The 22,771-nt window shown below is 71.7% G+C and carries 19 protein-coding genes and 1 riboswitch; of the genes, 4 read left to right on the forward strand and 15 right to left on the reverse strand.

Translation table 11 applies throughout. The features are described 5' to 3' along the window. Positions 1–825 carry a 16S rRNA (cytidine(1402)-2'-O)-methyltransferase gene (gene rsmI, locus AC1PME_RS17480; protein ID WP_307552357.1) on the reverse strand — a complete coding sequence of 275 codons (825 nt, stop codon included), beginning with the start codon at positions 823–825 and terminating at the stop codon, positions 1–3. 81 nt (positions 826–906) lie between these two features. Here rsmI and AC1PME_RS17485 point away from each other — a divergent pair, with 81 nt between their 5' ends. From AC1PME_RS17485 to AC1PME_RS17500, 4 genes are read left to right on the forward strand one after another with little or no spacing between them, the layout of a single operon-like run. Continuing rightward, on the forward strand, positions 907–2,631 hold the full coding sequence (locus tag AC1PME_RS17485) for a penicillin-binding protein activator (RefSeq protein WP_481096540.1): 1,725 nt from the start codon (positions 907–909) through the stop codon (positions 2,629–2,631). Continuing rightward, positions 2,621–2,989: a YraN family protein gene (locus AC1PME_RS17490; protein WP_481096541.1), complete on the forward strand. Its 369-nt coding sequence runs from the start codon at positions 2,621–2,623 to the stop codon at positions 2,987–2,989. Before AC1PME_RS17485 ends, AC1PME_RS17490 begins: the two co-directional genes overlap by 11 nt. 1 nt (position 2,990) lies before the next feature. Beyond that, on the forward strand, positions 2,991–3,542 hold the full coding sequence (locus tag AC1PME_RS17495; RefSeq protein ID WP_481096542.1) for a metal-dependent hydrolase: 552 nt from the start codon (positions 2,991–2,993) through the stop codon (positions 3,540–3,542). Continuing rightward, entirely contained in the window at positions 3,539–4,924 is a 1,386-nt protein-coding gene (locus AC1PME_RS17500; RefSeq protein WP_481096543.1) for an FAD-binding oxidoreductase, read from the forward strand. Before AC1PME_RS17495 ends, AC1PME_RS17500 begins: the two co-directional genes overlap by 4 nt. Positions 4,925–5,341: 417 nt before the next feature. Here AC1PME_RS17500 and AC1PME_RS17505 read toward each other — a convergent pair whose 3' ends face one another. From AC1PME_RS17505 to AC1PME_RS17570, 14 genes are all read right to left on the reverse strand, one after another. Then, a complete protein-coding gene (locus AC1PME_RS17505; RefSeq protein WP_481096544.1) occupies positions 5,342–5,842 on the reverse strand; it encodes an AAA family ATPase in 501 nt (166 codons plus the stop codon). 138 nt (positions 5,843–5,980) lie between these two features. Further along, positions 5,981–6,709 (reverse strand): response regulator, encoded by a 729-nt coding sequence (locus AC1PME_RS17510; RefSeq protein ID WP_242160658.1) that lies wholly within the window; start codon positions 6,707–6,709, stop codon positions 5,981–5,983. After that, positions 6,699–9,377: a sensor histidine kinase gene (locus tag AC1PME_RS17515; protein ID WP_254459119.1), complete on the reverse strand. Its 2,679-nt coding sequence runs from the start codon at positions 9,375–9,377 to the stop codon at positions 6,699–6,701. The genes AC1PME_RS17510 and AC1PME_RS17515 overlap by 11 nt, the downstream gene beginning before the upstream one ends. A gap of 60 nt (positions 9,378–9,437) precedes the next feature. After that, the gene (kdpC, locus tag AC1PME_RS17520) at positions 9,438–10,067 is read right to left on the reverse strand and encodes a potassium-transporting ATPase subunit KdpC (protein WP_481096545.1); all 630 of its coding nucleotides are present in this window, start codon (positions 10,065–10,067) and stop codon (positions 9,438–9,440) included. A 39-nt stretch (positions 10,068–10,106) separates the two neighbouring features. After that, positions 10,107–12,176, reverse strand: coding sequence for a potassium-transporting ATPase subunit KdpB (gene kdpB, locus AC1PME_RS17525; RefSeq protein ID WP_481096546.1), 2,070 nt, complete (start codon positions 12,174–12,176; stop codon positions 10,107–10,109). 10 nt (positions 12,177–12,186) lie between these two features. Beyond that, positions 12,187–13,905 (reverse strand): potassium-transporting ATPase subunit KdpA, encoded by a 1,719-nt coding sequence (kdpA, locus tag AC1PME_RS17530; protein ID WP_481096547.1) that lies wholly within the window; start codon positions 13,903–13,905, stop codon positions 12,187–12,189. A gap of 16 nt (positions 13,906–13,921) precedes the next feature. Beyond that, entirely contained in the window at positions 13,922–14,014 is a 93-nt protein-coding gene (locus tag AC1PME_RS17535) for a potassium-transporting ATPase subunit F (protein WP_010341961.1), read from the reverse strand. Positions 14,015–14,317: 303 nt separating this feature from the next. Continuing rightward, positions 14,318–15,832, reverse strand: coding sequence for an outer membrane beta-barrel protein (locus AC1PME_RS17540; RefSeq protein ID WP_481096548.1), 1,515 nt, complete (start codon positions 15,830–15,832; stop codon positions 14,318–14,320). Between the two features lie 722 nt (positions 15,833–16,554). After that, positions 16,555–18,138: a CocE/NonD family hydrolase gene (locus AC1PME_RS17545; protein ID WP_481096549.1), complete on the reverse strand. Its 1,584-nt coding sequence runs from the start codon at positions 18,136–18,138 to the stop codon at positions 16,555–16,557. A gap of 227 nt (positions 18,139–18,365) precedes the next feature. Beyond that, complete coding sequence (gene thiL, locus AC1PME_RS17550) at positions 18,366–19,340, reverse strand: thiamine-phosphate kinase (protein WP_481096550.1); 975 nt, start codon at positions 19,338–19,340, stop codon at positions 18,366–18,368. Positions 19,341–19,474: 134 nt separating this feature from the next. Continuing rightward, a complete protein-coding gene (gene nusB, locus AC1PME_RS17555; protein ID WP_254459124.1) occupies positions 19,475–19,945 on the reverse strand; it encodes a transcription antitermination factor NusB in 471 nt (156 codons plus the stop codon). Next, positions 19,942–20,409, reverse strand: coding sequence for a 6,7-dimethyl-8-ribityllumazine synthase (ribH, locus tag AC1PME_RS17560; RefSeq protein ID WP_254459125.1), 468 nt, complete (start codon positions 20,407–20,409; stop codon positions 19,942–19,944). Before ribH ends, nusB begins: the two co-directional genes overlap by 4 nt. 108 nt (positions 20,410–20,517) lie before the next feature. Beyond that, positions 20,518–21,645 (reverse strand): 3,4-dihydroxy-2-butanone-4-phosphate synthase, encoded by a 1,128-nt coding sequence (ribB, locus tag AC1PME_RS17565; protein ID WP_481098143.1) that lies wholly within the window; start codon positions 21,643–21,645, stop codon positions 20,518–20,520. A 106-nt stretch (positions 21,646–21,751) separates the two neighbouring features. Beyond that, a complete protein-coding gene (locus AC1PME_RS17570) occupies positions 21,752–22,351 on the reverse strand; it encodes a riboflavin synthase (RefSeq protein ID WP_307552379.1) in 600 nt (199 codons plus the stop codon). 79 nt (positions 22,352–22,430) lie between these two features. After that, positions 22,431–22,594, reverse strand: a riboswitch (FMN riboswitch). Between the last annotated feature and the right edge of the window lie 177 nt (positions 22,595–22,771).

Below are 22,771 nucleotides of genomic sequence, written 5' to 3' on the forward strand. Positions count from 1 at the left end.
TCAGCCACCGTACAAGGCCTTGCGCGAGGCACCGGTCAGCTCGGCAGCCAGCTTGGCGGCGGTGGACGGCGGCAGATGCTCGCTGAGCTTGGCGTAGACGCGGCGGCCTTCGGCCAGCTGCGCATCGGCGTCGTCGCCGGCGCCCTGCACCATCAGCACGAACTCGCCCTTGCGCTGGTTGTCGTCGGCCTCGACCCGGGCGTGCAGGTCGGCCAGGGTGCCGTCGAGCACGGTCTCGAACAGCTTGGTCAGTTCGCGCGCCAGCACCGCCGGGCGGGCGTCGCCGAAGGCGGCGCGGCAGTCGGCCAGGGACTCGGCGATGCGGTGCGAAGCTTCGTAGAACACCAGGGTGCGCGGCTCGCCGGCCAGCCGCGCCAGGCGCTCGCGGCGCGCCGAGGCCTTGGCCGGCAGGAAGCCCTCGAAGGCGAAGCGGTCGCTGGGCAGGCCGGCCACGCTGAGCGCGGCAATCGCCGCGCAGGCGCCGGGCACCGGGCTGACCCGCACCCCGGCCGCGCGCGCCGCGCGCACCAGGCGGTAGCCCGGATCGCTGACCAGCGGGGTGCCGGCATCGCTGACCAGGGCCAGCGACTGGCCCTCCAGCAGCCGCGCGACGATGCGCTGGGCCAGCGCCTCCTCGTTGTGTTCGTGCAGCGCAAGCAGCGGCCGCTCGATGCCGAAGTGGGCCAGCAACTGGCCGCTGCGGCGGGTGTCCTCGGCGCAGATCGCCGCCACCGTGCGCAGCGTCTCCTGGGCGCGCGGCGTCAGGTCGGCGAGGTTGCCGATCGGCGTGGCGACGACATGCAGGGTTCCGGGCTGGGCGCTCATCTACGGGCTTTCCATGGTCAAGGGTAGAATCGTAGCGGTTTTCCCCGGCGCGCCTGGCGTGCCCAGCCGAATGGACCAGAAATGAACAAGCGATTCGCAAGGATTTCCGCCCTGTCGCTGCTGGCGCTGCTCGTCGCCGGCTGCGCCACCACCAGCGTGACGCCGAGCGCCTCGCCGGCCCAGTCGGCGGCGCTGGCGCTGCTGGATCAGGGCAAGCCGCGGGAGGCGGCGCAGCAGCTCGAGGCGCAGGCCGCCGGCGCCGCCGGCAGCGCCCGCAACCAGTTGCTGGCCGATGCCGCCTTCGCCTGGTACGAGGCCGGCGACGCCGCGCGCGCGCGCAGCCTGCTGGCGCAGGTGCAGTTGCGGCAACTGCCGACCCCGAGCAAGGTGCGGGCGGCGCTGGTCGAGGCCGAGCTGGCCCTGGCCGACCGCCAGCCGGCCAAGGCGCTGCAGGCGCTGGGCAACGATCCGCAGGCGGTGCCGCAGAACCTGCGTGCGCGCTGGCACCTGGCCCGCGCGCAGGCGCTGGAAGGCACCGGCGACGCCACCGCGGCGCTGGACGAACGCGCCCGCGCCGACAACGGCCTCAACGGCCAGGCGCGCAGCGACAACCAGCGCGCCATCGTGCGCCAGCTGGCCACGCTCAACGACGCCACCCTGCAGGCGCGCGCCGCCGCGCTACCGGCCGGCGACCCGCTGTACAACTTCGTCGGCCGCGCGCTGCTGAGCCGCGGCCTGGCGTTGCCGCGCCCGTTCGACCGCGGCGAGCAATGGGGCTTCGACACCAGCAAGCGGCCGCCGGCCGAACGCGACGGCTACCGCCCGCCGGCCAAGCTGGCAGTGCTGCTGCCGCTGAGCGGCAGCCTGGCCACCGCGGCCGCGCCGGTGCGCGACGGCCTGCTCGCCGGCTACTACGGCGAAACCCGGCGGCGCCCGCCGATCGACTTCATCGACACCACCGGCACCCCGGCCGGGGCGCTGGCCGCCTACCAGAAGGCGGTCGACGGCGGCGCCGATTTCGTGGTCGGCCCGCTCGGCCGCGACGAGGTCACCGCGCTGTTCGCGCGCGATGCGCTGCCGGTGCCGGTGCTGGCGCTGAACCGCGGCACCCAGGCCCCGCCGGGCGGCAGCGCCGGCTTCTCGCTGGCCCCGGAAGACGACGGCATCGCCGCCGCCGAGTACCTGCTGGCGCACGAGCGCGGCAATACGCTGGTGATCGGCAGCAACGACGACAACGGCCGCCGTGCGGTGGCCGCGTTCCGCGACCGCTTCAGCGAGCGCGGCGGCAAGGTCGCCGGCAGCATCAGCGTGGCCGAGACGCCCGGCGACATCGCCGCGCAACTGCGCAATGCCGGCGCCGCCGACTCGGTGCTGCTGGCGGTCAAGGGCAATACCGCCCGCGCGCTGGCGCCGCAGCTGGCCCTGGCCGGTTTCGCCGGCAAGACCCGGGTGGCGACCTCGCAGCTGGTGCTGGGCACCGGCAAGCCCGAGGACGACCTGGTGCTGGACGGCATCGTCTACCCGAGCGAACTGTGGAACGTGCGCGGCGTCGGCGGCCTGCCGGCGGCGGCCAGCGTGGCCGACATGCTGCCGACCGCGCGCGGCCCGGCCGGGCGCCTGTTCGCCTTCGGCTACGACGCCTGGCAGATCACCGCCTACCTGGAGAAGCTGGCGACCGCCAAGGACAGCGGCCTGCGCGGCGCCACCGGCGAGCTGCACCTGGACGGCTTCGGCAACATCGTGCGCACCCCGGCCTGGTCCACCTTCAGCGGCGGGCGTCCGACCCCGCTGCCCGATGGAAACTGAGCGGCGCCGACGCGGCAACGCGGTGGAAGCGGCGGCGCGCGCCGAACTGGAGCGCGCCGGCCTGCGTCTGATCGCCGCCAACGTCGCCTTCCGCGGCGGCGAGCTGGACCTGGTGATGCAGCAGGCGCAGAGCCTGGTGTTCGTCGAAGTGCGCTACCGGCGCAACGCCGCGTTCGGCGGCGGCGCGGCCTCGGTGGACCAGCGCAAGCGCCGCCGCCTGCTGCTGGCCGCGCAACTGTTCCTGGCCGCGCATCCGCAGTACGCCAGCTGGCCGTGCCGCTTCGACGTGGTCGAGGCCGAAGGCGATCCGCCGCGGCTGACCTGGCTGCGCGACGCGTTCCGCGCCGAGGATTGCTGAGGTGCCCAGCATCTTCACCCACGCCGCGGTGCCGCTGGCGCTGTGGGCCGCCGCCGATCGTGGGCGCATCTCCACGCGCCTGCTCGGCGCCGGCATCGTCGCGGCGATGCTGCCCGACGCCGACGTGCTCGGCTTCGCCCTGCACATTCCCTATGCCGACGCCTTCGGCCACCGCGGCGCCAGCCACTCGCTGCTGTTCGCCGCGGTGCTGGGCGCGCTCGGCGCGGCGCTGCACCGGCCCTTGCGCGCCGGCGCGCTGCAGGCGGCCGCATGGCTGTTCGTCTGCACCGTTTCGCATCCGCTGCTCGACGCGCTGACCTCCGGCGGCCTGGGCGTGGCCCTGGCCTGGCCGTGGAGCGAGCAGCGCTGGTTCGCGCCGTGGCGGCCGATCCGCGTCTCGCCGTTCGCCAACGGCTTCTTCAGTGCGCGCGGCGTGGCCACGCTGCTGTCGGAACTGCGCTGGGTGTGGCTGCCGCTGGCGCTGGCGGTGCTGACCTGGAAACTGCTGCAGCCGCCCTCGCCCTCCACTTCGTCGTCGCCGCCTTCGCCATGACCACCGCCTTGCCCACCGCGCTCACCGATACCCTTTCCGCCCTGCTCGGCGCGGAGGGCTGGCGTACCGATCCCGACAGCCGGCGCAGCTACGGCGAGGACGATTCGCGGCGCTGGGCACTGGCCGACGCGGTGGCGCTGCCGCGGACCCGCGAACAGGTGCAGGCGATCGTGCGCGCCTGCCGCGCGTACCGCGTGCCGCTGGTGGCGCGCGGCGCCGGCACCGGCACCGCCGGCGCCGCGGTGCCGTTCGCCGGCGGCGTGGTGCTGTCGTTCGCGCGCATGAACCGCATCGTGCAGTTGCGTCCGGCCGACCGCTGCGCGGTGGTCGAGCCCGGCGTGCTCAACGGCGACCTGCAGCAGGCCTTGGCGCCGCACGGGCTGTTCTGGCCGCCGGATCCCTCCAGCGCGGAGATCTGCAGCGTCGGCGGCAACCTCTCCACCAATGCCGGCGGGCCGCGCGCGGTGAAGTACGGCGCCACCCGCGACAACGTGCTCGGCCTGGTCGCGGTGACCGGCAGCGGCGAACTGATCCGCTGCGGCGGCGCCTACACCAAGGACGCCACCGGCTACGACCTGACCCACCTGCTGGTCGGCAGCGAAGGCACCCTGGCGCTGATCGTGGAAGCGACGCTGAAGCTGTCGCCGCGGCCGCTGGCGCAGGCCGGACTGCGCGCGCTGTACCGCGACGCCGCCAGTGCCGCGGCGGCGGTGTCGCGGCTGATGGCGCAGCCGAGCACGCCGACCATGCTGGAGTTCATGGACCGCAGCGCGATCGCGCTGCTGCGCCGCAACGGCAGCGACGTGCCCGAGGCCGGCGCGATGCTGCTGATCGAAGCCGACGGCGACCACGACACCCTGCCCTACGCGCTGCAGGCGCTGGGCGCGGCGGCCGAGGGCGAGGGCCTACTGGCGCTGGACGTGGCCGCCGACGGCAGCGCGCGCGACCGCCTGTGGGCGGCGCGCCGCGCGCTGTCGCCGGCGCTGCGCACGATCCGCCCGGGCAAGATCAACGAGGACGTGGTGGTGCCGGTGTCGCGCATCCCCGAGCTGGTCGCCGGCGTGGAAGCGCTGGCCGCCGAGTTCGCCCTGCCGATCGTCGCCTTCGGCCATGCCGGCAACGGCAACCTGCACGTCAACATCATGTACGCGCCGGACGACGCCGCCGAGACCGCGCGCGCGCATGCGGCGTTGCCGCGGCTGTTCGCGCTGGTGCTGGCGCTGGAAGGCACGCTGTCGGGCGAACACGGCATCGGCGTGGCCAAGCGCGATTACATGGACCAGGCCTTCGACACCGCCACCCTGGACGCGATGCGCGCGATCAAGCGTGCGCTGGATCCGGATGGGATCCTCAATCCGGGGAAGGTGTTGCCGGAGCCTTGAGGGGGAATCGGGAATCGGGAATCGGGAATCGGGAATCGGGAATCGGGAATCGGGAATCGCAACAGCGTCTTTCGCGAGCGGATGCAGTGCAACGTCGCCATGCCGCCCTGCCGCCCTGCCGCTCCTACATGCCTTGTGGAGACCGCCTGCACCACCCGGGCCATCGCCAGCGTCTCTGTCTCGGGACGATCCACCGCGATGGCGATTTCTCCAATCGGTCATCGCAAGGGCCTGGCTGCGCGCTGCGAACGCCGAAGCAAGCACTGGGCGCCCTGGCTGGCCGGGTGAACACGGCACGGCGCAAGTGCCGTCCTCGGCCTCAGCCCTTGCCCGCGTCTCCAGCAGCGGCTGGCAACGATCGCGCGGCGCGGCGGCGATGTCCGCCCTGCTGGGCGTTCCTGCCACGGAGGCAACGCTTCATGGCGCCCATTCGGCAGGGGTGACGACGCGGACGTGATCAACGCCTTCGGCGAGCGTCGGCGCTTCGAAGAGATCGGCTACCGATCGGATCGACTCCTCGGGAACGTGCTCATCCTCTGCCCGCTGCAGGTTGCGCGCGATCGCGACATCCAACGCCACCTTGAGCCAGACGATCTCGATCCGGGCGCCGGCCGCTTTCGCAATGGCGACGATCGGCGCCCGATGCCGGGCTCCGGGCAGGGCCGCGTCGAAGTAGACGGTGCAGGGCCGGATCGGTTGCTGCGCAATCCATGTCGTCTTGCCCGCGCCCTGCAGGCCGCAGACGATCACCACCGTCCAGGTTGCGGCGGATTCGCGCGCACCGGCGAGGATGGCCTTGAGGGCATCGTGGCTTTGCCGCCACGCGGCTCGGTTGCGTTCCGGCGTCCAGACGCGACCATGTTCCGTTTGCAGGAAGCGGTCCGGGTTGATCACGATGGGCAGTGAGGACAAGGGCATCTGTTCTTCCGGCTATCTCGGCCCGCCGCCCTCGAACACACGCATTGCCGGTGCAGGCGCGGCTTGGTCGCCACGGCGGCGTTCCCGGTCGCGGCTGAAGCCGCTCCTACGGGCACCCGGGGAGGCAGCCACGGCACATCACGCGGACGGACACTGCACGCCGATGAAGCGCAGCCCCACGCCCGGCTCGGTGGCGATGTAGCGCGGGGCCACGGCGCTGTCGCCGAGCTTCTGCCGCAGCTTGCCGACCAGGATGCGCAGGTAGTGGGTGTCGTCCTGGTGGGTGGGGCCCCACAGTTCGCGCAGCAGTTGCGGCTGCGTCACCACGCGGCCGCTGTGCCGCAGCAGCAGCGCGAGCAGCGCGTACTCCTTGCGGCTGAGCGGCAGCGCCTCGCCGTCCAGGCGCACCTCGCGCAGGCCCAGGTGGATGTGCAGGTGGCCGTCGTCGAACACCGGCTCGGCCTCGCCGGCCACCGGCTGCATGCGCAGCAGCACGCGGATGCGTGCCATCAGTTCCTGCACGCCGAACGGCTTGGTCACGTAGTCGTTGGCGCCGGCATCCAGCGCCTGCACCTTCTCCGCCTCGCCGGCGCGCACGGTCAGCATGATCACCGGCACCGACGACCATTGCCGCAGCTCGCGCAGCACGCTGTGCCCGTCCTGGTCGGGCAGGCCGATGTCCAGCACCACCAGTTCGGCGCCGTGCGCGGCCAGTTGCGCCAGGCCGGCGGCGCCGGTGTCCGCCTGCAGCACGCGGTAGCCCTGCGCGCGCAGGCTGATGTCGAGGAAGCGGCGGATCTGCGGCTCGTCGTCGATGACCAGCACGCGCGGCGGCGGAATCGGATCGGCGTGGGACTCAGTCGGCATCGGGGCGGGACGGCGGCGCGGCGGGTTCGATGAGCGGCAGGGTAATGCGGATCGTGGTGCCGCGGCCATCGGGACCGGGCAGCGCCTCGACGCTGCCGCCGTGCGCGCCGATCATGCCCTGGCAGATGGTCAGGCCCAGGCCGGTGCCGTGGCGGCCGCGGTCGCCGCGCTCGACGCTGTAGAACATGTCGAAGATGCGCGCGCGCTCGTCCTCGGGAATGCCCGGGCCGCGGTCGCTGATGTCGATGCGCAGGCGGCCCTCGACCATGCCGGCGGCGACGCGGATCGCCGCGTCCGCCGGCGAGAACTTGGCCGCGTTCTCCAGCACGTTGAAGATCGCCTGCTCGACCAGCGCCGGGTGCACCCACAGCGTCGGCAGCTCGGCGGCCAGGGCGATGTCCAGGCGCACCTGCGGCTGGTAGCGCTGCAGGCGCCGCGCGGCCGAGCCGATCAGTTCATCCACGCCGATCCAGTCGCGGTTCAAGGTCAGCCCGGTGTGGCCGAGCCGGGTCATGTCCAGCAGGTTCTGGATGTAGCGGTCCAGGCGCTCGCCTTCCATCTGGATGGTGTCGAGCAGGCTGCGGCGGTCCTCCGCGTCCATCGCCTTGCCGTAGCTGGACAGGCTGCTGGCCGCACCGATCATCGCCGCCAGCGGCGAGCGCAGGTCGTGCGAGACCGAGGACAGCAGCGCCGAGCGCAGCCGCTCGGTCTCGCCGCTGACCCGCGCGCTCTCCAGGTCGGCGACCAGGCGCGTGCGCAGCGCGGCCTGGCCGATGTCCTCGACCATCGCCTCGGCCAGGCGCTGCTGCTCCAGGCCCGGGCGCTGCACGCCGGCGCCGAAGCGCAGGCCGACCACGCCGATCGCGCCGCGCTCGTGGCGCACCGGCAGGAACCACCAGCTCGCCCCGGCCAGGGTGTCGGTGAAGCGGCCGGTGGCCTGGCCGTGACGCTGCGCCCAGTCGGCGGCGCTGCGGTCCACCGCGGCCATCGACGGCGCGTAGTCGTCGGCGCCGGCGTGCGCGCGCTCCAGCGGCTGCAGGCGCAGCCAGGCCTCGGCCTCGAGCGTGCCGGCGAGCGCGCGGCGCCCGGCCTCCAGCACCTGGCCCAGGTCGGCGGCGCTGGCCAGCTCGCGGCCCAACCGCTGCAGCGCGGTGGTCTGCGCGTTGGCCGCACGCAGCGCCAGCACCTGCATGCGCAGGCGCGAGGCCAGGCGCCCGGCGACCAGCGCCGCGACCAGGAACAGCAGCACCGTGACCAGGCCCTGGCGCGCGCCGATGTGCAGGGTGTAGCGCGGATCGATGAAGAAGAAATCGTAGGCGAGGAAGCTCAGGATGGCGGCCAGCACCGCCGCGGCCATCCGCGTCTTCGCCGCGACCATCACCACCGCGACGATGAACACCATCGACAGGTCGTCGATGCCGACCCAGCGCTCGGCCAGCCAGCCCACCGCGACCGCCGCCAGCGTAGCGACCGTGGCGAACACCAGGTCGTCGCGCGACAGCCAATGCCCCGGGCTGCGCCAGCGCCGCCGCGCGCGGGCGCGCGCTTCCGGCGAACTGATGATCACCAGCTCGTAGTGGGCGCCGCGTTGCAGCAGCTGTTGGGTCAGCGTGCGGTTGATCATCCGCGCCAGCGGGCGCTCGCGGGTGCGGCCCAGCACCAGGGTGGACACGCCGCTGCGCGCGGCGTGGTCGAGCAGGGTGTCGGCGACGTTGGCACCGTGCAGCAGCGCGGCCTCGCCGCCGAGCCGCCGCGCCAGCGCGAAGGCGCGGTCGATCTCCAGCTGCCAGTCGGCATCGGGCTGCGCCTGGGTCTGCACCGTGACCACCGTCCACGGCGCGCCGCGGCGTTCGGCCAGGCGCCGCGCCACCCGCACCAGATAGTCGGACTGGCCGCGCCCGTCGATCGCCACCATCACCGTGCGCCGCAGCGCGACGCTGGTGCGGCCCTGCGCGGCCTGCACGTCGCGCAGGTCGTTGTCGACGCGGTCGGCGGCGGTCTGCATCGCCAGCTCGCGCAGCGCGGCCAGGTTCGACGGCGAGAAGAACGCCTGCAGCGCCTGCCCGGCCTGCTCGGGCAGGTAGACCTTGCCCTGTTGCAGGCGCTCGATCAGTTCGCGCGGCGGCAGGTCGACCAGCACGATGTCGCGCAGGCGGTCGAAGATCGCATCGGGGACGGTCTCGCTGACGCGTACGCCGGTGATGCGGTGGACCACGTCGTTGAGGCTTTCCAGGTGCTGGATGTTGACCGTGCTGTAGACGTCGATGCCAGCGTCGAGCAGTTCCTGCACGTCCTGCCAGCGCCGCTCGTGGCGGCTGCCGGGCGCGTTGCGATGCGCCAGTTCGTCCACCAGCACCAGCGGCGGGCGCAGCGCCAGCAGCGCATCCAGGTCCATCTCGTCGAGGGTGCGGCCGCGATACTCCAGCCGCCGCCGCGGCTGCACGGTGAGGCCTTCCAGCAGCGCCGCGGTCTCGGCGCGGCCGTGGGTCTCGACCACGCCGACCACCAGCCGATGGCCCTGCTGCTGCAACTGCCGCGCGCGCGACAGCATCGCGTAGGTCTTGCCGACTCCCGGCGCCGCGCCGAGGAACACGGTCAGGCGCCCGCCGCGCGCGCGCTGGAGTTCGCCGATCAGCGCATCGGCCTGCTGGGTGCGGGGGTCGGGCATTTGGAGCTGGGAATGGGGAATAGGGAATGGGGAATCGCAAAGCCTACAGCGCGGCGCGCCTTACCGCTTTTGCTCCCTCCCATTCCCGATTCCCGTTTCCCCATTCCCGGCCGCGTCCAAGGCCAGATTCAGCGCCAGCACGTTCACCCGCGGCCTGCCGAGCACGCCGAACTGGCGCGGCTGGGTCTGCGCGGCGACCAGGGCGGCGACGGTCTGCGGCGGCAGGCCGCGCGCGGCGGCCACGCGCGCCACCTGAAGCTGCGCCGCGGCGACGCTGATGTCCGGATCCATGCCGCTGCCGGACTGGGTGATCAGGTCGTCCGGCACCTGCGCCGGGTCGACGCCCTCGCGCGCGGCCACCGCCTGGCGGGTGTCGTCCAGGCGCTTGCGCAGGTCGGGATTGCTGCGCGCCTGGTTGCTGCCGGCTGCCGCCATCGGGTCGTACTTGGCGCCGGACGGACGCGGCTGGAAGTAGCCGGCAGCGGCGAACGGCTGCGCCACCAGCGCCGAGCCGACCACGCGGCCGTCGTGGGTGCGCAGGCTGCCGTTGGCCTGCTCGGGGAACAGCGCGCCGGCCAGCACGGTGGCCAGCAGCGAGTACAGCGCCGCGGACGCGAGCACCAGCAGCGGCAGCACCAGCACGGCACGCCAGCGCATCGGTTCGCGGAGGGAAACGGAGGACACAGTCATGGAGGCAATTCCGAAAGAGCGTGAGAATCGGCGCTGGGGTCAGCCCAGCGCCACCAGCAGCAGATCGATGACCTTGATCCCGACGAACGGCAGCAGCACGCCGCCCACGCCGTAGATCAGCATGTTCCGGCGCAGCAGCGAGGTCGCCGAGGACGGGGTGAAGCGCACGCCGCGCAGCGCCAGCGGGATCAGCGCCGGGATCACCAGCGCATTGAAGATCAGCGCCGCGAGCACCGCGTTGGTCGGGTTGGACAGATGCATCACGTTCAACGCGGCCATCTGCGGGATCGAGGCGGCGAACAGCGCCGGCAGGATCGCGAAGTACTTGGACACGTCGTTGGCCAGCGAGAAGGTGGTCAGCGCGCCGCGGGTGATCAACTGCTGCTTGCCCACTTCGACCACCGCCAGCAGCTTGGCCGGATCCGAATCCAGATCGACCATGTTGCCGGCCTCCTTGGCCGCCTGGGTGCCGGAGTTCATCGCCAGGCCGACGTCGGCCTGCGCCAGCGCCGGCGCGTCGTTGGTGCCGTCGCCGACCATCGCCACCAGGCGTCCGCCGGCCTGCTCCTGGCGGATGCGCGCCAGCTTGTCCTCGGGCGTGGCCTCGGCGATGTAGTCGTCGACGCCGGCCTCGGCGGCGATGGCCGCGGCGGTGAGCGGATTGTCGCCGGTGATCATCACCGTCTTGACGCCCATCGCGCGCAGCCGCGCGAACTTCTCGCGCACGCCATGCTTGACCACGTCCGACAGTTCGACCACGCCCAGCACGTGCCGGCCCTCGGCCACCACCAGCGGCGTGGCGCCGCTGCGCGCGACCTGCTCGACCCGGCCCTTCAGTTCCGCCGGCACCTGCCCGCCCAGCGCGGTGACGTGGCGGATCAGCGCGTCGGCGGCGCCCTTGCGGATCGACCGCGGCGGCTGCATGCCGGCCGCCGGCAGGTCGACGCCGGACATGCGCGTCTGCGCGGTGAAGGCGACGAACTCGGCGCCCGCCGGATCGGCCGGCGGCAGGCCCTGTTCGCGGGCCAGGCGCACGATCGACTTGCCTTCCGGGGTCGGGTCGGCCAGCGACGACAGCATCGCCGCCTCGCGCAGTTGCGCCACGTCCACGCCGCTGAGCGCATGGAACACGGTGGCCTGGCGATCGCCGTGGGTGATGGTGCCGGTCTTGTCCAGCAGCAGCACATCGACGTCGCCGGCCACTTCCACCGCCTTGCCGGACTTGGCCAGCACGTTGGCCGACAGCGCGCGGTTCATGCCGGCGATGCCGATCGCCGGCAGCAGCCCGCCGATGGTGGTCGGGATCAGGCACACCAGCAGCGCGATCAGCAGCAGTGGGTCCACGTGCACGCCGACGAAGCCGGCGATCGCCGGCAGCGAGGCGACCACGATCAGGAAGGTCAGGGTCATCGCCGCCAGCAGCATGGTCAGCGCGATCTCGTTCGGCGTCTTCTGCCGGTTGGCGCCTTCCACCAGCGCGATCATCCGGTCCAGGAAGCTGTGGCCCGGCTCGGCGGTGACCTTCACCAGGATCTCGTCGGACAGCACCTTGGTGCCGCCGATGACGCCGGAGCGATCAGTGCCGGCCTCGCGCAGCACCGGCGCGGATTCACCGGTGACCGCGGCCTCGTTGATCGTGGCCAGGCCGTGCACGATCTCGCCGTCGGCCGGGATCAGCTCGCCGGCCGACACCACCACCAGGTCGCCCGGGCGCAGTTCGGCGGCGGGCACGCTGGTCTCGCCATCCAGCCGCGCGCTGGCGACCCGGCGCGCCACCAGGTCCTTGCGCGCGCGCCGCAGCGAGGCGGCCTGGCCGCGGCCGCGCGCCTCGGCCACCGCTTCGGCGAAGTTGCCGAACAGCACGGTGACCAGCAGGATCGCGGTCACCGCCCAGCCGAAGCCGGCCGGGCCCTGGCCGGCCACGGTGATCAGCGCCGACAGCAGCGTGCCGGCGAAGACCACGGCCATCACCGGGCTGCCGAGCAGGTGCCGCGGCGACAGCTTCAGCACGCTGTCGCGCAAGGCCGCGCGCAGCGCCGCGGCATCGAACAGCCCAGGCCGGCGCGCCGGCGAAGAAGCCACGGAAGTAGAAGGAAGCGGGGTGCTCATCGTCGTCGTCTCAGTGCGCGGCCAGGGTCAGGTGATCGGCGATCGGTCCCAACACCAAAGCCGGCGTGAATTGCAGAACGGTCAGGACCGCGATGACCGCGATCAGGGTCAATGCGAAGGTCGGGGTTTCCACCTGCAGGCTGCCGCCGGTTTCCGGCGCCACCCGCTTGCGCGCCAGTTGCGCGGCCACGATCAGCGGCACGATCAGCGCCGGATAGCGGCCCAGCAGCAGCACCACGGTGCAGCTCAGGTTCCACCACGCAATGCCGTCGCCCAGCCCTTCGAAACCGGAACCGTTGTTGGCGAACGCCGAGGTGTACTCGTAGAACACCTGGCTGATGCCGTGGAAGCCGGGATTGGAGGTCGCCGACATCGACGCCGGCAGCGCCAGCGTGACCGCGGTGAAGCCGAGCAGCACCAGCGGCTGCAGCAGGATCAGCAGCGCCAGCAGGCGCACTTCCGGTGCCTCGATCTTGCGCCCGAACAGTTCCGGGGTGCGCCCGGTCATCAAGCCGGCCAGGAACACGCTCAGCAGCAGGTACACCAGGAACTGCTGCAGGCCGCAGCCGATGCCGCCCCAGATCGCGTTGACCAGCATGTTGACCATGGCCACGCCGCCGGTCAGCGGCGCCAGCGAATCGTGCATGGCGTTGACCGAACCGTTGGAGGTCTGCGTGGTCAGCGAGGACCAGGCCGCCGACGCATCGACGCCGAAGCGCACCTCCTTGCCTTCCATCAGCGCGGCGCTGCCGGGCGCATGGCCTTCGGCCCACAGCGACACCGCGGTGGACGCCAGCGACATCACCAGCATGCTGCCGAACACCAGCGCGGTGAACTTGCGACGCCCGGTGAACGGGCCGACCATGAAGGCCACCGCCACCGGGATCAGCACGATGGCCAGCACCTCGAGCAGATTGGAGAACGGCGTGGGATTCTCCAGCGCCATCGCGCTGTTGGGGCCGTACCAGCCACCGCCATTGGTGCCGAGTTGCTTGATCGCCACCATCGCCGCGACCGGACCGAGTGGGATCTTCTGCGTCTGCTGCCCGGCGCTGGCGTCCAGCGGCGTGGCGACCGGACCGGCGGCCAGCGTCGAAGGCACGCCCTGCTGGGTCAGCAGCAGCGTCCACAGCAGGCACAGCGGCAGCAGGAAGCGCAGGGTCGGACGGATCACGTCGGCCCAGTAGTTGCCGAGATCCACATCCTGCGCCGCCTCGCCGCCGCTGGCGGCCGCCGTGCGCGCCGCGTCATGGCCGCGCCCGCCGAACAGGCCGCGCAGCGTCGCCGCGACCAGCGCCAGGCCCATCATCGGGGTAATGAACTGCAGACCGACCACGCCCACCGCCTGCGACAGGTACGACAGCTGCGCCTGACCCGAGTAGTGCTGCTGATCGGTATTGGTGAGGAACGAGACCATGGTGTGCAGGGCCACGTCCCAGCGCATGTTGGGCACCGCATCGGGATTGAATGGCAGCCAGGCCTGGGTCACGAACAGCACGAACACCAGCACGCCCAGCACCAGGTTGCTGGCCAGGAACGCGCCGGCGTAGGCGCGCCAGTGCATGCCGCGCGCCGGGTCGGTACCGAGCAGGCGGTACAGCGGGCGTTCGATCCAGCCGAACAGCGCGTCGCCGCGCATCGGCGCCCCGCGCATCACCTTGGCCAGGTACAGGCCCAGCGGCCATCCCAGTAGCAGCGCGAGCGCATAGACAAGCAATGTATCGATCATGGAAGTGGCACTCGGCTCAGAAATCTTCGGGGCGCAGGATCACGTACAGCAGGTAACCGGCCGCGACGATCACCGCCACGCCGCAAACGAACGAAAGCCAACCGCTCATGGTCTCAACTCCGAAACAAAGGGACGGCCCGCCGCACGGCAGGCCGCAATCGCATGGGAACACCACCGTGCGCGACGCGCGCACGGCGGCAGAAGGGAAGCGCAACATGGCGACGCACGCCGGGTCGGACAGGCCTTCTGGCCCAGGCCGGCATTATCGAAGCCGGCGCCATAAACTCTCCGTGGCGAAGCCGCGCGGCGCGCATAAATTCTGCGTAAAACCGCACGTTGCAGGCGCATCGCCATGGCCGGCGCCGGCAGCGCGCGATGCCGCGCGACGCGACCGGCACCGCGTGCGCCGTCCTCAGTAGTGCAGGATCGCGTCGATCAACGCCGTCGCCTGATGATTGCGGCGCCCGCCGTCGTAGGCCGGGAAATCGTAGGCGTGCTCGTAGCGCAGCTCCGGGCGGATCTCCAGGTCCTGCGATACCCAATGGGTGAGGCCGATGGTGTGGCTGGAGTAGCGCGTGGCGAAGCCGGTGCGTTGGCCGTCGTGGTCGTTCACGAACTCGTTGCGGATCGCCAGCATGTCCGATGCGCCGAGCTGGAGATTGACGTAGTTGACGATGGCATCGGCGGTGCTGCGTCCCAGCGGGAAGTCCGGCGCCTCGCCCAGCGCATAGCCCGGGCGCCCGGTCGGCGCGTGCGACTGCGACGGATCGGTGGCCAGCGCCTGGTCGCGCACGTAGAGGTGATAGGCCTCGGTGAGCATGTGCACCCTCGGCGAGAAGCGATGGCCCCAGGTCAGCACGAATTCCTGCAGGTTGTTGTAGGTCTGCGCGGCGTTGTTGTACGACTCCACGCACGGATACAGCATGTCGTCGTTGCTCTTGGAGACCCAGCGCAGGCAGGCCTGCGCGCTCAGGCGGCTGGTCGCGTCCCAGATCGCCGAATCGTCGCCGCCATGCACGCCGAGCTGCAGCGTCCACTGGTCGTTGAGCTTGGTGGTGGTGAGCACGCCCATGTTGGTATAGGCATCGACCGTGTACAGGATCGAATGGGTCAACAGGTAGTTGTTCGGCGAGAACTGCGCCTCGATGTCCGGCAGCGACAGATAGCGGCCGACGGTGACCAGCATGCCCTGCGCCACCGACGGCAGGTACAGGTCCACGTGCGCGATCATCGGATCGTTGCCGTAGATCTTGCCGTTGAGCGCGCTGTTGGGCTGCGGGTGGTGCAGCAACTGGTCGCTGGTGACGCCCTTCATCGTGGTGTAGTGGTAGTCGTAGCCGTACAGGTCGTCGAGGTGGAAGCCCCAGTCGACATGATCGGTCTGCACCGTGTCCGGCACGCGCTGCAGGCGGATCAGCGCCTGGTTGAACTCGCCGCGATTGGGCCGCGTGGAGTAGGACAGCGGATAGTTGCTGCGCGAGGACGTGCTGGCGTTGAGCGAGGGATTGATCCAGCCGTACAGCTCGATGCGGTTGCGCTGCATCCACTGCCCCACGCGCGTGCAGGCCAGCGCCTTCTCCACCGGGTACTGCGCATTCTCGTTGGGCACGCCGACCGGGTAGTCCACCGCGCCCAGCTGCCATTCGGCCGACGGGAACGGCGGCGAGGAGAACGGCGCCGCCAGGCCGCGGCGCGCCGGCGTCGGCGCATCGGGATCGGCCGGTTGCGCATCCTCGCGATAGGCCGAGGCCAGGCGCGAGAAGAAGCCGTCGGAACAGTCGGCGCTGCGCGCCGGCGGCGGCGTGGTGGCCTGCGACGCCGGCATCGCCTCCGACATGGGCGCAGCCAGGCCCGCGGCGGCGGCGTGGCCGGCGCACAGCAGGGCCAGGGACAGGAACAGGAACAGGGGATGGAGCTTCATGGACATCGCGACTTCGGCTCGCAACGAGCCGTCCTTCTGTGGGTGGAGGGAGGCAACGACAGCGCGCCGCCTCACGCGCACGCGCCATCGCAGGCGACGCACCTGGTGGCGCGTCGCAGGGAGAGAGGTGGAATGCAGCGCCGCGGCGGCGGCGTCAGCGGGTCAATGTGCGTGCAGTGAACGCGCGCGGCGGCGTGGCGGCGGATGCTGCAATGCGCTGCGGCAGCCATGGCGGCGGCGCGACGCGGGTGGGCTCGCGGCGATCCAGATGCGGACACCAGGCCAGCCATCCGCCAGCGGATGCCGCGGATGGCGCCTGCAGTCGACCGTTGCGGGCAGCGCCATGCTCAAGATTGCAGCCATCGAGTCCACGCACCCATCCCCGTCGTCAGCGCGGAAAGTATAGGAATCGCCGGATATCTTCGTTGCAAAGCGCGCGCTGGTTCGAATAAAACCTGCGTAAATTCCCGTGTAGAACGGGCGTGGCGCGTTGCGTTTGGGCCATGGGGTGCCCCGTACCCTCATCCGCCCCTGCGGGGCACCTTCTCCCGAGGGGAGAAGGGAGAAGCCAAAGCCCCTCTCCCGCCGGGAGAGGGGTTGGGGTGAGGGTCGGCGCGCGCAGCGCCACGTGGATCTGTCCACACGCCGCTTCACCCGTACCCTCATCCGCTCCTGCGGGGCACCTTCCCCCTTCGGGGCCATGGTCCCGAAGGGAGAAGCGAACTGCCTCAGTGCAGCGGCACGCTCAGGAACGACGGCGTCGCCGCCGGCGAGCTGAAACTCACCGTGCCGCCGAAGCGGCTGGCCGAGGTGTAGCGCGGATCGGTGGTGTCCACCACCAGCACCAGGCGGCGGCCGGCCGGGATCTCGGCCGCGGTCGCCTGCAGCGCCAGGTCGAGGGTGACCGGCGTGCCCGGGGTCGCATTGCGCAGGGTGTACGGCACATGGCTCAGCAATTGCGCCGAACCCGCCCCGTCCATGCTGTAGAGATAGGCGAACAGCGACACGTTCGGCTGGCTCGGGGTCACCGTCAACCGCAGCGACGGCGCACCGACCAGGCGCTTGGCGCTGGACAGCGCCGGGCCGCTCCACACCGCGGCGCCCACCCGGCTGACCAGCGGAATCGAGGTGGTCACCGGCTGGCCGAAGCCCTGCAACAGGCCACTGACCAGCACCACGCCGGAATCGGCCAGCGTCGGCACGCCGGTGGCGATGCGGTAGGTCCAGCCGCTGCTGTTGCCGCTGGTCAGCGCCCCGGTCGGCAGCAGCACGCCGCTGGGACCGCTCAGGCCGTAGCGGGTGGCGCCGGCCTGCACGCTGTTCCAGTCGGCGTAGCTGAGCCAGTCGCCGCCGACGGTGGACAGTTGCACCGGCGCGTCGCGGTCCACGCCGTTGTCGCGGCCCTTCAGGTAATGGTCGAACCAGCGCGTGGCGACCGTGTAGACCTGGTTCGGCAGGCCCAGCGCGCCCGGCAACTCGGCGGTGGCATGGTCGCCCTGGCTGAACATCAGGTGCTTGGGCACGCTCAGCCGGTTGTACAGGTCGATGTACTGGTTCGGCGGGAACAGCCCGTCGTTGAACGCATTGGCCATCAGCACCGCCGGGCCGTTGCGGTTGAGCGCCTGCAGCTCGTTGATCACCCCGCGCTCGGCGGCCTTGGGCAGGAAGCCCTGCACCGCGCCGTCGTAGTCGCCCACCGCCACGTGCGCGGTGATCCGCGCCAGATCGGGACCGGGCCGGCCAGTAATCGCGCCGGCGCCGACCAGCAGGGCGACGCCCTGTTGGCTGACCGTGCTGTTGGCGTACAGCGAGGCCTGCAGGTCGGCCCAGCCGCTGAGCGCGGCCACCGCCTTGATCCGCGGGTCGCGGGCAGCGGCGAGCAGGCTGGTGCCGGCGCCATAGGAGATGCCGGACACGCCGATCGCCTTGGCGTCGGCCGGGGTATTGGCCAGCGCCCAGTCGATCACCGCGCTGACGTCCTCCACCGTCGGCGCCCCGGCGATGTCGATCAGCCCCTGGGAATCCCAGAAGCCGCGCGAGGTGTAGCTGACCACCACGTAGCCGTCGTTGGCCAGCTCGCTGGCGCGGCCCACGTACTCCAGGTTGGGCAGCGACCAACTGGCCGGCATCACCACCAGTGGGAACGGCCCCGGTCCCTGCCCCTGCGGTACCAGGACCAGCGCACCGAGCGTGGTGCCGTCGAAACTGGAAATGCGCTGGTACTGCTTGCTGAAACCGGCCGCGGACGCGGCGGCGGAGAACACCAGCAGCATCGCGCACAGGGCGATGCGACGTGACACGGACATACGCATGGACTGCCTCCCAAGCGGCGCCGGACCGGAATGGCCGGCTGCCGGAACGGTTACGCCAGAACGATGACGAGCGCTCGACACGGAGCCGGGCAGGCGGACCGTACCACCAGGTACGGACGTTTTCACGCCGCAGTGCGGCACGGTATGGGAGGGAGGCTGCCGCTGCGGCATCCGCCCCCCGCGGGCAGCGCCATTGGCAGGGCCGCTGCGCGCAGGCGCAGGCCGGATCAGCTCAGGAAGTGCTCGTAGCCGCGCCGCGGCGGCTGCCAGACGCGGCCACCGGCATCGCGCACCACGATGCCGCGGCCGGCGACGATGCGCCCGATCGGCGTCGCCGTCACGCCGACCGCCTGCAGCGCCTGCACGATCGCCGCGCGCTGCGCCGGGTCGGCGGTGAAGCACAGTTCGTAGTCGTCGCCGCCGCCCAGTTGCCAGGCGTGCACCTGCGCCGCATCCGCGTCGGCCGGCGCGGCGACCGCCGGCAGCGCGGCCAGGTCCAATTCGGCGCCGACGCCGCTGCGCGCGCAGATGTGCTCCAGGTCGGCCAGCAGGCCGTCGGAGACGTCCACGCAGGCCCGCGCCAGGCCGCGCAGGCGCAGGCCGGCCTGCACGCGCGGCGTCGGCCGCAGCAGGCGCTGGCGCAGGTGTTCGTGCACCGGATCGGCGGCCGGCGCGGCCACGTCCAACCGCCCGGCCTGCCACAACGCCAACGCCGCAGCGGCCTCGCCCGGCTGCCCGGTCACCCAAACCTCGTCGCCCGCCTGCGCGGCATCGCGGCGCAGCGCCGCCGTCGCCGGCACGCTGCCGATCGCGGTGACCGACAACGCCAGCGGCCCGCGCGTGGTATCGCCGCCGGCCAGGCCGATGGCGTGCGCGTCGGCCAGGGCGAAGAACCCCTCGGCGAACGCATCGACCCAGGCCATGTCGACCTGCGGCAGCGACAGCGACAGCGTGCACCAGCGCGGCTGCGCGCCCATCGCCGCCAGGTCGGACAAGTTCACCGCCAGCGTCTTCCAGCCGATGTCGGCCGCCGCGGTCTCGGCCGGGAAATGCACACCGGCATTGAGCGTATCGGTGGTGATCGCCAGCAACTCCCCCGCCGGCGGCAGCAGCAACGCCGCATCGTCGCCGATGCCCAGCGGCAGGTCCGCACGCGCCCGACTGCGTGCGCGCAGGCGCTCGATCAGATCGAATTCAGGCATTGGGGGCTGGGAATCGGGAATGGGGAGTCGGAAATGGTGAGAAGCAGGAGCGAAAGCCGGAACGTCGGCGATCTCGAAGGAGAACGGCATCTGCTTTTGCCATTTCCCATTCCCGTTTCCCCATTCCCGGCCCCTCAGCCCCCCGACTCCACCGCGCGCCACTGCAGCGCGGCGCGGTCCAGGACGCCGTTGACGTAGGTGTGGCCGTGTTCGGAGCCGAAGCGCTTGGCGGTCTCGATCGCTTCGTTGATCACCACGCGGTACGGCACGTCCATGCGGTGCAGCAGTTCGTAGGCGGCCAGGCGCAGCACCGCGCGCTCGATCGCGTCCACTTCCTCGACCGTGCGGTCCAGGTAGCCGACCAGCGCTTCGTCCAGTTCGGCGCGGTGCTTGAGCACGCCTTCGACCAGGTTCTCGAAGTACACCAGGTCGGCGATCTCGTGCGCCTGCTCGTGCGCGAACTGCGCGATCACGTGCTGGGCGTTGCCGCCGGAAATCTGCCAGGCGTAGATCGCCTGCAGCGCGCGCCGGCGCGCGCGCGAACGCAGGACCGGATCGACGCCATCGCGGCGTGGGGGGTGCTTGTGGCCAGCGGGTTTGTTCACGGCAGCAGCTCCAGCAGGTTGACCATCTCCAGCGCGCTCAGCGCCGCTTCCTCGCCCTTGTTGCCGTGGCTGCCGCCGGCGCGCGCCTCGGCATCCTCGACCTGCTCCACGGCGAGCACGCCGTTGAGCACCGGGATGCGGAAGTCCAGCGAGACGCGCAGCAGGCCCTCGGCGCAGCCGTCGGCGACGTGTTCGTAGTGGCGGGTATCGCCACGGATCACGCAGCCCAGGGCGATGATCGCGGCATGCTTGCCGGCCGCGGCCAGGCGTGCGGCGGCCAGCGGCAGTTCCCACGCGCCCGGCACGCGGATCACGTCCACCGCGTCCTCGGCGATGCCGTTGCCGGCCAGGCTCTGCCGCGCGCCGGCGACCAGCACGTCGGTGATGCGGGCGTTCCAGCGGCTGGCGATGATCGCGAAACGCGCCGACTCGGGAGTGCGGAGGTCGCCTTCGTAATGGGACATGGCGGTGGCAGCTTGAGGGGGTGGGAGAGTTTAGCAGGCGGTGGGGCCGCGCCCCGGGAAAGCGGTCTGGGGGCCGTGCAGACCGCCAATGGCGGGAATCGCGCGGAATCAGCTTTTACCAATTCCCCCATCCCGATTCCCGATTCCCGGCTCCACATGCTCCACCACCTCCAACCCGAACCCGGCCAACCCGATCTGCCGGCGCGGGGTGCCGAGCACGCGCAGCTTGCCCAGGCCCAGGTCGGCCAGGATCTGGCTGCCGGCGCCGTTGCGCCGCCACTGGCCGACGTCCTTGCCGTGCGCCGCCTCCGGCTGCGCGCGCAGCCGCGCCAGCAGCGCTTCGCTGTCGCGCGGGGCCGACAGCACCACCATCACCCCGCGGTCGGCGGCGGCGATCGCGCGCAGCGCATCGCTGGCGGCCACGCCGAAGTCCTCGCGGCGCCAGTGCAGCAGGTCGGCCAGCGGATTCTCCACCTGCACCCGCACCAGGGTCGGGGTGTCGGCGTCCGGGGTGCCGCGGACCAGGGCGAAATGCAGGTCGTGGGCGATACGGTCGCGGTAGGTGACCAGGGTGAAGCCGCCGAACTCGGTGTCGATGGGCCGTTCGTCGATGCGCTCGACGGTGTGCTCGGTGGCCAGGCGGTAGGCGATCAGGTCGGCGATCGAGCCCATCTTCAGGCCGTGCGTGCGGGCGAATTCCTCCAACTGCGGACGCCGCGCCATGCTGCCGTCGGGATTGAGCACCTCCACCAGCACGCCGGCCGGCTCCAGCCCCGCCAGCATCGGCAGGTCGCTGGCGGCCTCGGTGTGGCCGGCGCGGGTCAGCACCCCGCCCGGCTGGGCGATCAGCGGGAAGATGTGGCCGGGCTGGCTCAGGTCGTGCGGCTTGGCGTCCGGCTTGACCGCGGTGCGCACGGTGTGGGCGCGGTCGTAGGCGGAGATGCCGGTGGTCACGCCCTCGGCGGCCTCGATGCTGACGGTGAAGTTGGTATGGAACTGCGCGGTGTTGCGCTGGACCATCGGCGCCAGGCCCAGCTGCGCGCAGCGCTCGCGGGTCAGCGACAGGCACACCAGGCCGCGCGCGTGGGTGACCATGAAGTTGATGTCCGAGGGCTTGACCAGCTCGGCGGCCATGATCAGGTCGCCCTCGTTCTCGCGGTCCTCGTCGTCGACGATGACCACCATGCGGCCGGCGCGGAGTTCTTCCAGCAGCTCGGGGACGGAGGCGAAATTCAGGCTCGGGGTGACGGAAGGCGACATGCGGACACTCGGCAAAGACGGAGGATGCCGCGCGCGCCGCAGGCAGCGGCGCAGCGTGGCGGAAGGATGGACGCGGCCAGGATCAGTCCTGGCGGCCCTGCAGCAGGCGTTCGACGTAGCGCGCGACCAGGTCGATCTCCAGGTTCACCGCCGCGCCGACCGCGGTCTGCGCGAACGCGGTGTGCGCCACGGTGTGCGGGATCAGCGCGACCTCGAAGCCTTCCGCGTCGACCGCATTGACGGTAAGGCTGACCCCGTCCACGCAGATCGAGCCTTTCTTGGCGATGTAGCGCAGCAGTGCCGCCGGCGCGGCGAAACGCCAGCGCTGCGCGCGCGCGTCGTCGTGGATCGACAACACCTCGCCCAGCCCGTCGACATGGCCGCTGACCAGGTGCCCGCCGAGGCGGTCGCTGGGGCGCATCGCCCGCTCCAGGTTCAGCACCGCGCCCTCGGCCAGGCGGCCGAGCGTGGTCAGCGCCAGGGTCTCGGTGGAGGCGTCGGCCTGGAACGAGGCCGCGTCGAAGGCGATCACGGTCAGGCACACGCCGTTGACCGCGATGCTCTCGCCCAGGCGCACGTCGGCGAACGGCAGGCTGCCGGTGGCGAAGGTGAAGCGGACATCGCCGCCCTGCGGCTGGCGTGCGGCGAGATGGCCGACGCCTTCGATGATTCCAGTGAACATAGCTACGTTTCTCGCAATGGGGTGAGCGAAAAACGCCACAAGGCAAACAGGCACGCGCACAGCCGCGAGGCCGCGCGAAAGCCGTCTTCTTTCATCCGGACTATACCGTCGGCTCCGGCATCGCACCGGATCTGCTGACCTTCCCGGTTCGGCGCATCGCGCCTGCGCCGGGAAGCGCTCGCGGGCTCGTGCGCGAACGCACCTACCGCCGGTGGGGAATCGCACCCCGCCCTGAAGACGTTTGTGGTCGCCGGCGAACCGGCCTGGGCATTCTAGCAGGCGTGGCCCGGCCGCCTGCCGCCGCCGGCGCGCCGCGCATGGGACAAAGCGTCGCGGCGACGACGGCAACCCCCGTGCACGTGGCCGCGCCACGCTTGCGTGGCGGTCGCGCACGTTTCGGCAGGGACGCGCCGGCCGGCT

Source organism: Xanthomonas sp. NCPPB 901 (assembly GCF_056725085.1).